The organism is Ruegeria sp. D1(2025), assembly GCF_056536425.1.
The window spans coordinates 318,206-331,040 of record NZ_JBQFPO010000003.1; the positions used below are offsets into that span (position 1 = coordinate 318,206).

Annotated in this window: 15 protein-coding genes and 1 riboswitch; of the genes, 8 read left to right on the plus strand and 7 right to left on the minus strand. The window is 59.0% G+C overall.

Translation table 11 applies throughout. From position 1 onward, the window contains the following. Positions 1–27: 27 nt before the first annotated feature. The 3 genes from ACR1XU_RS10975 to petA are packed head-to-tail and all read right to left on the minus strand — an operon-like array spanning position 28 to position 2,758. Complete coding sequence (locus tag ACR1XU_RS10975; RefSeq protein WP_170612568.1) at positions 28–813, minus strand: cytochrome c1; 786 nt, start codon at positions 811–813, stop codon at positions 28–30. Positions 814–830: 17 nt separating this feature from the next. Next, the gene (gene petB / locus ACR1XU_RS10980; protein WP_170612566.1) at positions 831–2,162 is read right to left on the minus strand and encodes a cytochrome b; all 1,332 of its coding nucleotides are present in this window, start codon (positions 2,160–2,162) and stop codon (positions 831–833) included. 11 nt (positions 2,163–2,173) lie between these two features. Next, complete coding sequence (gene petA, locus ACR1XU_RS10985) at positions 2,174–2,758, minus strand: ubiquinol-cytochrome c reductase iron-sulfur subunit (protein ID WP_170612564.1); 585 nt, start codon at positions 2,756–2,758, stop codon at positions 2,174–2,176. 487 nt (positions 2,759–3,245) lie between these two features. Between petA and ACR1XU_RS10990 the strand changes: the two genes are divergently transcribed. After that, a complete protein-coding gene (locus tag ACR1XU_RS10990) occupies positions 3,246–3,689 on the plus strand; it encodes a cytochrome c family protein (RefSeq protein WP_170612563.1) in 444 nt (147 codons plus the stop codon). Between the two features lie 13 nt (positions 3,690–3,702). Here the strand turns inward: ACR1XU_RS10990 and ACR1XU_RS10995 are convergent, their stop codons facing one another. Further along, positions 3,703–4,317, minus strand: coding sequence for an FMN-binding negative transcriptional regulator (locus ACR1XU_RS10995; protein WP_480906631.1), 615 nt, complete (start codon positions 4,315–4,317; stop codon positions 3,703–3,705). 53 nt (positions 4,318–4,370) lie between these two features. Then, positions 4,371–4,518, plus strand: a riboswitch (FMN riboswitch). A gap of 128 nt (positions 4,519–4,646) precedes the next feature. Between ACR1XU_RS10995 and ACR1XU_RS11000 the strand changes: the two genes are divergently transcribed. From ACR1XU_RS11000 to cobO, 5 genes are all read left to right on the plus strand, one after another. Continuing rightward, positions 4,647–5,087, plus strand: a complete 441-nt coding sequence (locus tag ACR1XU_RS11000) for a 6,7-dimethyl-8-ribityllumazine synthase (RefSeq protein ID WP_170807186.1) — start codon at positions 4,647–4,649, stop codon at positions 5,085–5,087. A gap of 127 nt (positions 5,088–5,214) precedes the next feature. Further along, entirely contained in the window at positions 5,215–6,315 is a 1,101-nt protein-coding gene (gene aroC / locus ACR1XU_RS11005) for a chorismate synthase (RefSeq protein WP_480906629.1), read from the plus strand. Then, complete coding sequence (locus ACR1XU_RS11010; protein ID WP_170612555.1) at positions 6,299–6,961, plus strand: HD domain-containing protein; 663 nt, start codon at positions 6,299–6,301, stop codon at positions 6,959–6,961. The genes aroC and ACR1XU_RS11010 overlap by 17 nt, the downstream gene beginning before the upstream one ends. A 45-nt stretch (positions 6,962–7,006) precedes the next feature. Further along, the gene (locus ACR1XU_RS11015; protein WP_480906628.1) at positions 7,007–7,942 is read left to right on the plus strand and encodes a DMT family transporter; all 936 of its coding nucleotides are present in this window, start codon (positions 7,007–7,009) and stop codon (positions 7,940–7,942) included. Between the two features lie 56 nt (positions 7,943–7,998). Continuing rightward, positions 7,999–8,598, plus strand: coding sequence for a cob(I)yrinic acid a,c-diamide adenosyltransferase (gene cobO / locus ACR1XU_RS11020; RefSeq protein ID WP_170612551.1), 600 nt, complete (start codon positions 7,999–8,001; stop codon positions 8,596–8,598). 395 nt (positions 8,599–8,993) lie between these two features. On the opposite strand, the gene ACR1XU_RS11025 is transcribed toward cobO, so the two are convergent. The 3 genes from ACR1XU_RS11025 to ACR1XU_RS11035 all read right to left on the minus strand — a co-directional run bounded on the left by ACR1XU_RS11025 (position 8,994) and on the right by ACR1XU_RS11035 (position 11,410). Next, entirely contained in the window at positions 8,994–9,359 is a 366-nt protein-coding gene (locus ACR1XU_RS11025; RefSeq protein ID WP_480906625.1) for an SPW repeat domain-containing protein, read from the minus strand. Between the two features lie 108 nt (positions 9,360–9,467). Continuing rightward, the gene (locus ACR1XU_RS11030) at positions 9,468–10,418 is read right to left on the minus strand and encodes an AraC family transcriptional regulator (protein WP_480906753.1); all 951 of its coding nucleotides are present in this window, start codon (positions 10,416–10,418) and stop codon (positions 9,468–9,470) included. 125 nt (positions 10,419–10,543) lie between these two features. After that, positions 10,544–11,410 (minus strand): branched-chain amino acid aminotransferase, encoded by an 867-nt coding sequence (locus ACR1XU_RS11035; protein WP_480906624.1) that lies wholly within the window; start codon positions 11,408–11,410, stop codon positions 10,544–10,546. 157 nt (positions 11,411–11,567) lie between these two features. On the opposite strand from ACR1XU_RS11035, the gene ACR1XU_RS11040 reads away from it, so the two are divergent. Then, the gene (locus ACR1XU_RS11040; protein WP_170682641.1) at positions 11,568–12,080 is read left to right on the plus strand and encodes a MarR family winged helix-turn-helix transcriptional regulator; all 513 of its coding nucleotides are present in this window, start codon (positions 11,568–11,570) and stop codon (positions 12,078–12,080) included. Beyond that, positions 12,077–12,778 carry a response regulator gene (locus ACR1XU_RS11045; RefSeq protein ID WP_480906621.1) on the plus strand — a complete coding sequence of 234 codons (702 nt, stop codon included), beginning with the start codon at positions 12,077–12,079 and terminating at the stop codon, positions 12,776–12,778. The genes ACR1XU_RS11040 and ACR1XU_RS11045 overlap by 4 nt, the downstream gene beginning before the upstream one ends. The last annotated feature ends 57 nt before the right edge of the window (positions 12,779–12,835 follow it).

Consider the following 12,835-nt stretch of genomic DNA (forward strand, 5'->3'; position numbering starts at 1 on the left):
GTTTCTTCGTTCTTTGCGGGTCAGTGCTTAGTGCAGCTTCTTGCCTTTGTGGGGTGCCCAAAGGCGCTTGTTGACCAGATACAGCAGAACCGACAGCACCGACAGGAACAGAACGCCAACGAAACCGGCATTCTTGCGATCCATCATCTTCGGTTCGGCGGTCCACATCAGGAAGGCGGCGATGTCCTCGGACATGGCTTCGACGGTGGCAGGGTGGCCATCGGCGAATTCCACCTGATCTTCGGCCAGCGGCGGTGCCATCGAAATCCAGCCACCCGGGAAGGCGGTGTTTTCGTACAGAACCGCACCTGCCTCTTCCTTTTCCTTACCGGTATAGCCATCCAGCAGCGAGGCGATGTATTCCGCACCACCCATGCCTTTGAACAGCTGGTTGATGCCCAACCCGTAAGGGCCGTGGAAGCCGGCACGGGCCTTGGCCATCAGGCTCAGGTCCGGTGCGCCAACGCCGTCATTGGCCGGGAAGTGGTCAGTCGGGATTGCCGGACGGAAATCGTCAAGCTCGGGATCGAACACTTCAAAGTTGCCAGCCGCATAGGCGATGACTTCTTCTTCCGAATATCCCAGCGCCTCAAGGTCGCGCAGGGGTACGTATCTCAGGCCGTGGCAGGCCGCACAGACTTCAGTGTAGACCTGAAGACCACGCTGCAGCTGGTTTTGATCCCAGGTGCCAAAGGGGCCTTCGAACGAGAAGTCGAAGTCTTCGATGTGCTGCTCGCCGCCGCCTGCCGCGAAGGACGCAGCAGGGGTAAGGGCGATGGCAAACGCGGCACCGATTGCAAGTTTCTTGAACATGTTTCCGGTCCCTCTTCTTACTCGGCCGGCGTGGCGTCGGCGTCAGCCTTGCCATAATGCGCGTTGAAGTCTTCTTCGATGGTTTCCGGCTGCGCTTCGGGTTTTTCGATAACACCCAGGATCGGCAGGATCACGAAGAAATAGGCGAACCAGTAGGCGGACGCGATCAGCGAGAAGGTTGCGTAAGGCTCTTCCGCGGGCATCGCACCCAGCCACATCAGGGCGAAGAAGTCGATGATCAGCAGGTAGAACCACCATTTGAACATCGGGCGGTACTTGCCCGAACGCACGGTCGACGTGTCCAGCCAGGGTGCCAGAGCCATTGCCAGGATCGCACCGAACATCGCAATCACACCAAAGAACTTGGCGTCGACGATACCGCCTGTGATGAAGCTGGCGAACTGAACAACCCAGACCTCACCAGTGAACGCACGCAGGATCGCGTAGAACGGCAGGAAGTACCATTCGGGAACGATGTGCGCAGGCGTAACCAACGGGTTGGCTTCGATGTAGTTGTCCGGGTGGCCCAGGTAGTTCGGCATGAAACCGACAATCGCCCAGAAGATTACCAGGATCACGGCCAGCGCAAACAGGTCCTTGATCACGAAGTAGGGCCAGAACGGCAGCGTGTCTTTCTCTGCCTCGGCCTTCGAGCCACGACGCACCTCAACACCCGTGGGGTTGTTGTTTCCGGTGGTGTGGAAGGCCCAGATGTGAACGATGACCAGCGCCGCGATGATGAATGGCAGCAGGTAGTGCAGCGAGAAGAAGCGGTTCAGCGTGGCGTTGTCCACGGCGGGTCCGCCCAGCAGCCAGGTCTGGATCGCATCGCCAATGAACGGGATCGCGCCAAACAGGCCGGTGATCACGGTCGCACCCCAGAAGGACATCTGACCCCAGGGCAGAACGTAACCCATGAAGGCAGTGCCCATCATCATCAGGTAGATCAGCATACCGATGATCCACGTGATCTCACGCGGGGCTTTGTACGAGCCATAGAACAGGCCGCGGAACATGTGAATGTAGACCGCAACAAAGAACAGCGACGCGCCGTTCATGTGCAGATAGCGGATAAAGTAGCCGCCATTCACGTTGCGCATGATGTGTTCGACGCTGGCAAAGGCCAGATCGACATGCGGAGTATAGTGCATCACCAGGATGATGCCGGTGACGATTTGCAGCGCCAGGCAGAACGCCAGAACGATGCCCCAGATCCACCACCAGTTCAGGTTCTTGGGGGTCGGGATCATGAGGGTGTCATACAGCAGGCCGACGATGGGCAGGCGGCTGTTCAGCCACTTTTCGCCGTTTGTCTTCGGCTCATAGTGATCGTGGGGAATTCCGGACATCTGGGTCTCCCTTAGCCGAGTCTGATGGTGGAGTTATCCGTCCACTCCGCAGGCGGAACGGGCAGGTTTTCAGGCGCGGGGCCTTTGCGGATACGACCGGCAAGGTCATAGTGCGAACCGTGGCAGGGGCAGAACCAGCCGCCAAAATCGCCGGCATCACCCAAAGGTACGCAACCCAGATGGGTGCAGACGCCCATCTGAACGATCCATGCGCCCGGTGCTTCGCCTTCGGGCGAAGGCATGACGCGGTTGGCGTCGGTTGCCGGCGCATCAGCGTTCAGGTTGAAGTTGCGGGCCAGCGGATCCGGCAGAGCGTCAACGCCTTCGGCGTCCTGCTCCTGCGCTTCCTGGATCTCGGCACCGGTGCGGTGACGGATGAACACGGGCTTGCCCAGCCACTTGACTGTCAGCTGCGTACCCGGCTCAACCCCGCTGACATCCACGCGGATCGAGGACAGCGCCTGAACGTCTGCCGATGGGTTCATTTGGTTGACCAGGGGCCAGACGGCCGCCCCCGTTGCAACGACACCTGCGCCGCCAGCGACGTAGTAGAGGAAATCTCTGCGGGTGCCTTCGTGGTCTTCTGCGTGGGACACGAGGTTTTCTCCGATTCCGACGCCCGGGTGGACCGGGCAAACATGCATCAGCACCGCATCAAATACGGCGTCTCATCGCGGCTATCTATCCGGGAGAAAACGGTTCGTCCAGCGGTCATAGGCGCGCACTACGCCGCATCTGGGCATTCATGTCACAACGAAGGGGCATTTTTTCAAGATACCAGTGGGGTTAAGCAGGGAAATTTGCCGATCACCGCAGATCGGGCGCAACGTGATTCGGGGTCACATATCGAAACGGGGAACCTGTCCTGATGCTGACACTGGACGTGCCACAAGGTCCCCGGTCTGCATACTCCTGACCAGATTTCGCCGCACAAATTTCCACTTTATGGGCCTCCACCGTCACGTATTTTTTGAGTCGAAAATAGATATTTTTCAACGGCATAGATGTGAATGTTTTCGGTTGCACTTTTAACGGGAATCCCGGAAGGGCGGGGGAAACCTCACCCGCAACAGGACGTTCTCTATGTCAAAGCTCTTTGCAACCGTCGTGACCCTGGCGCTGGCCGCTGCATCTCAGGCCACTGCCGCCGGCGATCCGGAAAAAGGCGAAAAACTCTACAACCGCTGTTCTTCTTGCCACGCAATCATCAAAGATGGCGAGGTTTTGGTCAAAGGCGGCATAACCGGTCCGAATCTCTTTGGTGTCGTAGGTCGCGTTGCCGGAGCCGAAAATGATTATCGCTATGGCAGCGAGCGTCTGCCAATTGGCATGTTTACCGACGACATGATACGGGCGGGCGAGGAAGGGCTGGTTTGGACCGAAGAGAACATTTCTGCCTACTCCCAAGATCCGATTGGCTTTATCAGGGAGTATCTTAATGACGAAACCGCGCGTCCGAACATGAGCGTCAGGCTGAAAAAGGGCGCCGACGATATCGCGGCCTATCTGGCGACCTTCAGCGAATGACCGATCCGGCTGGTCATGTTCCCCGCATCAATGTGGCCAGCAATCCGGTCTCGCTGCCATAACCATCCGCTTCAACGTAATCGGCCGCAGAATGCCGCATCTTGTCGGTTTTGTTCTGATTCAGCTTCCAGGTTCCCTGAATGTCGTCCACCTGCATTCTGCACGGGACAATCATCCGCATCATGCGCTCCAACGCGCCCGAACTCATCTTTCCGGCGGTCCATCGCGGCTTGGGCCGCAGGCGCTCTTCGTAGAAAGCGGATTGGCGATCCAGCAAATCCCGCAATTCAGAATGTGGCAGTACCCTGATCCGGCCTGTCAGGTGCACGGCGACATAGTTCCATGTCGGCACCTGGTCCTCGGCCCCGTACCAATCGGGTGAGATGTACCCGTCCGGCCCGGACACGGCGATCCGGGCAACACGCGGCTGTTTCAGTGCGTGCACAATCGGGTTCGATCGCACCAGATGCAGGTCGGCAACGGCCCCATCTTCGCCGATTAAGAAAGGCACATGGCTGAGCAACGGCGCCTGATCTGTAGAAAGGGCCAGAACCCCGAACGCCCGTTCTCGGGCAAAGGCGATATGGCGCGCAGTGTCTTCAGCGCGGAAGGCAGGGTTCGGGTGCATGTCTATCCTCCTGCGAAATCTCTTGCAGAACCGCCCGCACCTTGGCAAGGTCCGCGCGTTCTCAGGGCGGGGCGGAATTCCCCACCGGCGGTATGCGGGTCACGACCCGCAAGCCCGCGAGCGGCCCCGGCGACCGGGGTGTCAGCAGATCTGGTGAGAGGCCAGAGCCGACGGTTACAGTCCGGATGAAAGAGAACGTGCTGGCGCGCCGCCAAACGGCGCGGCGGCTCGTGATCGCCTTGGGTGACGTGTCATGCCGGGCTGGCAGCGAAAAGTGGGAACCGGTTCTCGTGACAGCCAGTTGGCAACCAAACCGAAAGGAGATCTTGATGACACACACCCGCTATGCATTCGTCAAAGCCAACTGGCATTCGGACATCGTTGACCGGGCGCTCGACGGGTTTCTGGAACTGATCCCTGCCGATCAGGTCGATGTTTTCGACGTGCCGGGCGCGTTCGAGATGCCTCTGCTGGCCCGCGATCTGGCCCAAACCGGGCGCTACGCCGCTGTTGCCTGCGCCGCCTTTGTCGTGGATGGTGGCATCTACCGGCATGATTTCGTGGCACAGGCCGTGGTCGACGGGCTGATGCGCGCCGGAATGGACACGGGCGTTCCGGTCCTGTCGGTCTCGCTCACGCCGCACCAGTATCAGGAAACCGACCACCACAACGCCATCTATCGTGCGCATTTCGTTCAAAAAGGGCGCGAAGCCGCACAGGCCGCTCTCAAGATCACCGAATCCCGTGCAGAGATTGCGCAAGTCGCCTGAACTTCATCTTTTCAAAAATACTCAAAACGCGCTGCCCATCGGGCAGCGCCACCCGGGGCCAATCAGCAAATCCGCTTGAGGCCGGGCCCCGCGACCGCTAATCACATCGCGCAAAGGAGCACGCCTCATGTCGATGAACAGCTTTGGCCATCTTTTCCGCGTCACCACCTGGGGTGAAAGCCACGGACCCGCCTTGGGTGCGACCGTCGATGGCTGCCCGCCGGGCGTCGCGATTGACGAGGCGATGATCCAGCACTGGCTGGACAAGCGCAAACCGGGGCAGAACAAGTTCACCACTCAGCGGCGTGAACCGGATCAGGTGAAAATCCTCTCGGGTGTGTTCGAAGGCCAGACCACCGGGACCCCCGTGCAGCTGATGATCGAAAACACCGATCAGCGCTCGAAAGATTACGGCGATATCATGGACAAGTTCCGCCCGGGCCACGCCGATATCACCTACTGGCAGAAGTATGGCATCCGCGATTATCGCGGTGGCGGGCGCAGTTCGGCGCGCGAAACGGCCTCTCGTGTTGCGGCCGGAGGTCTGGCGCGTGAGGCGATCAAACAGATTGCCCCCAATGTTCAGATCACCGGTTACATGACGCAGATCGGACAGCATAAGATCGACCGCGACAATTTCGACTGGTCCCAGATCGAACAGAATCCGTTCTGGACCCCGGATGCGCATGCGGCCGAGGGTTGGGCGGCTTTTCTGGACGATCTGCGCAAATCCGGAAACTCGGTTGGTGCCGTGGTAGAAGTGGTGGCGCGCGGCGTTCCTGCCGGTCTTGGTGCGCCGGTTTACGCCAAGTTAGACACTGATCTGGCCGCCGCGATGATGTCGATCAATGCGGTCAAGGGCGTCGAGATCGGCGAGGGTATGGCCGCGGCGGAACTGACCGGAGAGGCCAATGCCGATGAGATCTTCATGGGCCAGAACGGCCCGCAATACAGTTCGAACCACGCGGGCGGTATTCTCGGCGGTATCTCGACCGGACAGGACATTGTGGTCCGTTTCGCGGTCAAGCCGACCTCGTCCATCCTGACCACTCGCAAAACGATCACCAAATCCGGGGAAGAGACCGAAATCATCACCAAAGGCCGCCATGACCCCTGCGTCGGCATTCGCGCTGTCCCGGTAGGCGAGGCGATGATGGCTTGCGTGATCCTAGACCACCTGCTGCTGCACCGCGGCCAGATCGGAGAGAACCGTGGACGGATCGGCTGATCTGCGGACACGCCTGCGCGGCATCGTTGCGCAGCGGATGGAGACCGACCCTGCCCATGATCTGGCCCACCTAGACCGGGTCTGGGTGAATGCGCAGGCCATCGCGGATCGCGAAACGGATATGGCCGTGCTTCTGGCCGCAAGCTATCTGCATGATCTGGTGAACCTGCCAAAAGATGACCCTTGCCGGCATCTGGCCTCGCGCCGGTCCGCGACGGAATCAGAGACTGTTCTGAGGGAATTGGGCTATCGCCCGGATCAGATCCGCGCCATTCAGCACGCAATTGAATCCCACAGCTTTTCGGCCAACATCACGCCTGAAACGGATGAGGCCCGTATTCTGCGGGATGCCGACCGGCTGGATGCGTTGGGCGCGATCGGCGTAGCCCGCAACTTTTCCGTTTCGGGCGCGTTGGGGCGGTCGCTTTATGACCCGGCCGACCCGTTTGCAGAACACCGGCCTCTGGATGACCTGCACTTCTCGGTCGACCATTGGAAAGTCAAGCTTCTCAGCCTGCCGAATGACATGCTGACCGAGACCGGAAAACAGATCGCGCAGCAGCGGATCGGCCGGATGATCCGTTTTCTTGAAGAATTCGCAGAAGAGATCGGCAGCACCTTGCCGCCAAGCTGGACAGACCGCTGATTCCAGCCGTTGATCTTTGCGCCGCAAAGGCGCAGGGTCGCGCCGATGGCAAAACCCTTAACATCGCATCGACCCGTACTGGCCGTGGCGCTGAAACTCAGCGCCCTTTTTCTGTTTACCTCGATGTCGGCGCTGGTCAAGGCATTGTCCGAAGATTTTCCTCCGGGTGAGCTGGTTTTTTTTCGGTCGCTCTTTGCCATTCCGGTCATCATCATCTGGCTGGTATCGCGTGGGGAACTGGCGCAGGGCTTCGTGGTCAAAAAGCCGATGGGTCATTTCTGGCGCGGTGTTCTGGGCACGACCGCAATGGGTTTGACTTTCACCGGGCTCAGCCTGCTGCCGCTGCCCGAAGTGACTGCCATTGGCTACGCGACCCCGATCTTCACCCTCGTTCTCGCAGCGGTCATGTTGGGCGAACGTATCCGTTTGATCCGTATTGGTGCCGTCGTTCTGGGCCTTTTGGGTGTTCTGATCATGCTGTGGCCGCGGCTTGGCAGCACCGACCTGGAACTGGCAGCCACAATTGGTGCGCTTTGCGTGCTGGGCGCGACAATCGCGCGGGCCTTTGTGCAGATTCATATTCGGCAATTGGTTCAGGTCGACCATCCGGCTGCGATCGTTTTCTACTTTTCGGTTACGGCGACCGCCCTGTCCGGGCTGACGGTATTCTGGGGCTGGGCCGTGCCGACATGGGAGCAGCTGGCGATACTGATTGCGATGGGACTGACCGGGGGGGTCGCGCAAATCCTTGTGACGTCCTCGTACCGGTTTGGCCAGGCCTCGATGCTGGCCCCATATGACTACACGACCATGCTGTTTGCTATCGGCATCGGCTATTTCTGGTTCGATGAGCTGCCCACGCTGGCCATTCTGCTTGGGGCAGTTCTGGTCATCGCCGGCAATGCGGTGGTGATCTGGCGCGAGCATCAGTTGGGGCTGGAGCGCGGCAAGGCCAGATCTGTCACGGACCCCAAAGCGTGACTTTACCTTTCGCCATCTTTCCCTAGTTTGGGCGCGACAAACAACGAGGTTTCCCGATGAGTGACGCACAGGATCACAAGGAAAAGATGCAAAAGGTGCAGGCTGAGCACCGTAAGAAGGTTTCCGAGGCGGTCGATCCCGAACGCGGCCTGGTTCTGATCAACACAGGCAAGGGCAAAGGCAAATCCTCGGCCGCATTCGGTGTCGTGATCAGGGCGCTGGGCTGGGGTCAGCAGGTTGCCGTCGTACAGTTCATCAAGGGCAAATGGAAAACCGGTGAACGGCGCTTTTTCGAAGAGCGCGATCTGGTGACGTGGCACACCATGGGCGAAGGTTTTACATGGGATACACAGGATAAGGAACGCGATATCGCCGCCGCAAACGCCGCTTTCGACAAAGCGTGCAAGCTGATGAGCAGCGGAGATTATGATCTGGTCGTGCTGGACGAGATCAACATCGCATTGCGCTACGAGTACCTTTCGGTCGAACAGGTGATCGACGGGCTGAAGAACCGGTCAGAGCGTACCAGCGTCTTTCTGACAGGTCGCGACGCGCCTCAAGCGCTGCGGGACTATGCCGATCTGGTCACCGAAATGAACGTGGAAAAACACCCGTTTCAGGCCGGTATCAAAGCCCAGCGCGGCGTCGATTTCTGATATCGGGTCGGTTTGGTCAATCACTCGCCGGGCCGCTTCGCGCGGCTCGGGCTTCAAACACACGGCGCACTGACTCGCGTAGACGGGCTGACTCTTCTTCGGAAACTCGGGTGTCTGTATCTTTACTGATTGGCCCGTTCTGATCGAGATAGGCGGCATAATCTTCATTGCAGCCACACCCGCAGGAGGTCGCGGCCTCGTGTTTGGACATGAGTTCATCAAACGGGCGACACATCCCAAACCTCTCATAGTCGTTTTCGGGGCGGTGGCGTGCCGTCACCTTGTGCTGCGCTAAGCTCGCAGACCGCCCCGAAACCTGATGCCGAAACAGATGCATCCGGCGCTTCTTAATAATCTGACTGTTTTAGTCGGAATACTCAAGTCTGAATTTGCGCTCAGGCGGTGACGCCTTGTTCGGGTGCGCTGAGTGAAATGACAACAACCACGGCCGCACCGTTCAGCCAGTAAAAGACCGCGTCCAGCCCGGTGAAACCAAAAAGGCTGGGTGCCAGCAGAAAGGTGGTCCCGACAATCAGGTCCACCGTGAGATGGAGCTTGTAGGGCAGGACCCGCCAGATCCCAAGGTGATGATCGGTCAGAACGGTCAGAACAAATGCGGCGACGCCCGTTGTGACGGACAGCCACAAGGCGATCGGGTTTGATTGACCCAATCCCAGAACAAAAGGCAGGATCATGAGGGCCAGGGCGACCGGGTAATCAAGATAGGCGTGCACGGTGCGCGTTACGAAACGAAGAGACATGATGTTTCCTTTCCTTGCTTGGAGTAGCCCCAAGATAAGGGTGCAAGTCAGGACGTATTAGCTCTTGGCGTTCGCAGTTCTTTGCAGATCGTTCAGCAGATCGAGGTATTAGTTCATCGCCCGATAGGCCGCGGGAGACAGGCCGATCTGTTTTTTGAAAACGCGGGAAAACGCAGCCTCGGAGGCGTAACCCACTTCGGCGGCGGCATCAGCGACGTTCCATCGGCTTTCGGTCAGGCCATGGCAGGCAATCTGCATGCGCCAGTTGGTCAGATATTGCATGGGTGTCGTTCCCATCTTCTCGGCAAACAACTGTGCGAATGCCGTGCGCGACATTCCTGCCTCGCGGGCCAGTGTCTCCACGCTCCACTCCTGTGCGGGGGCGTGGTGAAACGCGGTAAGCGCGCGCGAAACCCGCTGGTCGGCAAATCCCGCCAGAGCGGCGTTACTGGGGCTTTGGTGTTCCAGATAGGCACGGATTGCCTGTGCAAACAGGACCTCGGACAGTTTCAGCGCGATCAGGTCGCCCCCGATCCGGGCCCCGCTCACTTCTGACCCGATCATGCGCAGGGTAGCCTCGATCCAGGCGCCCGCCTCTTCGCCGTAATTTTCGATCAGAATGTAGGGCGGCAGCCGATCAATTAGCATATGTCCTGTTCCGCGTCGCCCCGGTGGCCCGGTGAAAGAGAAATGCCCGCAGATCAGCTGCGTGTCGCGATCCTTGTCCTCGCCCCCATAGACCAGAACACCGTCACCCTGATAGCCGGACTGCTGCAGCACCTGCTCCAGTGGCAGCGCATGGAATGGTCTGACCTCGTTGCACAACAACGCATGGGCCGCACCATGCGGAACTAGGATCAGATCCCCTTGTTTGAGACGCAATGTGTCTCCGGTTGAAGACACATGAACCTTCAATTCCCCGCGTTGCACGAAATGGAAACGGGCCACGTTTTCAAAGGCCGGAACCTGAATGCCAAAGGGGGGCGTAAAGGATGTCCGGAAATAGAACGTCCCGCGCAGGGACAGGCGCGTGAGGATATCGCTGAGCAGGTCCAACATGACAGCACTGTACACGTCCTTGCGCAATCGTCCATCCGGCTGAACGTTCAGCAAGGAAATCCGGACAACCTGCAAAGAAAAACCCCCGCCAAAAGCGAGGGTTTCAATGGTTCTCGGGCTCGGGATTAGGCGCGGACGAGGGCTTCGTAGTCTGCCGCGATTTCACGGGTAAGATCGCCAACTTCGAACGTATAGTCGCCGATCTGCCCAACCGGGGTGACCTCAGCAGCGGTGCCGGTCAGCCAGCATTGCTCGAAATCGGCCATCTCTTCCGGTTTGATCCGCCGCTCATGCACGGTGATGCCTTTGTCCTTCAGCATCTGAATGACCGTTTGGCGGGTGATGCCGTTCAGGAAGCAGTCGGCCAACGGAGTGTGGACCTCGCCATCCTTGACGAAGAACACGTTGGCGCCGGTTGCCTCGGCCACAAACCCGCGCCAATCCATGAACAGGGCGTCCGAGCAGCCTTTGGCTTCGGCTTTGTGTTTCGAGATCGTGCAGATCATGTAGAGGCCCGCTGCCTTGGCGTGAACCGGAATGGTTTCCGGGCTGGGCCGCTTCCATTCGGCGATGTCCAGCTTGGCGCCCTGCATCTTGGCGTCACCATAATATGCGCCCCAGGGCCAGACCGCGACAGCCATCCGCACCGGGTTTCTGGCCGAAGCCACACCCATATCGTCACCCGAACCGCGCCAGACCAGTGCGCGTACATAGGCATCCTGAAGACCGCTGGCTTTCAGCGCCTCTTCCTTGGCGGCTTCGATCTGATCAACGTCATAAGGCATGGGCATGTCCAGCGCCTCGGCCGAGGCGATCAGACGCTCGGAATGCTCGCGACTTTTGAAAATTTTGCCGTTATACGCCCGTTCGCCTTCGAATACGGACGAGGCATAATGCATCGCGTGGGTCAGAATATGCACATTGGCCTCGCGCCAGGGTACAAGTTTGCCATCCAACCAGATGACACCGTCACGATCGTCATATCCCGCCATGCGAACCTCCTGAGCCGGTAATTGTTTCCGATTGTTGCGCAAGTTTTGCCTGAAATGGACATGAAATTGCGCAAAAACTGGGAATCGATTCCTGTGTGCACTTGGAATGTCAATATCACTGACATAAAGTCAACCCGAGTAACGAATGAGGCGCAATATGTCCGACACCCGCCCGGCTCAGGTCTTTGGTGGAGAAAGCCTGCTGTTTCTGACTGACGAGCAGTTGCGGCAGGGGATCGAGGCGATGTTCTTTGCGTATCGCGGCTTTACCGCCGATCCGGATCGCATTCTGGCGCAGATGGCCTATGGCCGTGCGCATCACAGGGCCATCCATTTCATCAACCGCGCGCCGGGGACAACGGTCAATAATCTGCTGGCCATTCTGGGGGTGACAAAACAGTCTCTGAACAGGGTCTTACGCACTTTGATCGAAGACGGCTTGGTGGAAAGCCGGGTCGGAACAGTGGACAAACGGGAACGACACCTATTTCTGACAGAGAATGGCAGGGCACTGGAGGCGACGCTGTCCGAGGCGCAGCGCGTTCGGATGCGCGCGGCTTACAAGGAAGCCGGACCCGAGGCGGTCTCGGGTTTTCGCAAAGTGCTTGAAGCGATGATGGATGCTGATATGCGTCATGCATATACGAAATTGCGGGATACGACTTCATGAGCGAAATGGACGCCCATCTGCTGATCGTCGATGATGACGAGCGCATTCGTGATCTCCTCAAGAAATTCCTGATGCGTAACGGATTTCTGGTCACAGCGGCCCGGGATGCGGCGCACGCCCGGCGGGTGCTGTCCGGACTGGACTTTGACCTGATCGTGCTGGATGTGATGATGCCCGGCGAGGACGGCGTCAGCCTGACGCGGTCTCTGCGCGAAACTCATGCGACACCGATCCTGCTGTTGACGGCAAAGGGTGAGACCGAGCACCGGATTTCCGGGCTGGAAGCGGGCGCGGACGACTACCTGTCCAAACCCTTTGAGCCCAAGGAACTGCTGCTGCGGATCAATGCGATCCTGAGGCGGATGCCAGACACGCCTGCACAGGACAGCGCAACCAAGATTTTGCATCTTGGACCCATTCGGTACGATATCGAGCGCGGAGAGATGTGGCAGGGCGAGAACCCGGTACGCTTGACGGCGACGGAAAGCCAGTTGATGAAGATTTTTTCGGCCCAGCCGGGTGAACCGATCAGCCGCGCCAAACTTGTCGAGGATTTGGGCCGGGACAAAGGCCAGGCACAGGAGCGGGCGGTGGATGTGCAGATCACCCGCCTGCGCCGCAAGATCGAACAGGACCCGAAGCAACCGCGCTATCTTCAGACAGTGCGCGGGGCCGGGTACATGCTGGCGCCGGACTGAGAGGTGCCGCTGCGCGGCGACTTCAAGCCTTCGGCGAGGATATTTTTAGCCAGATGA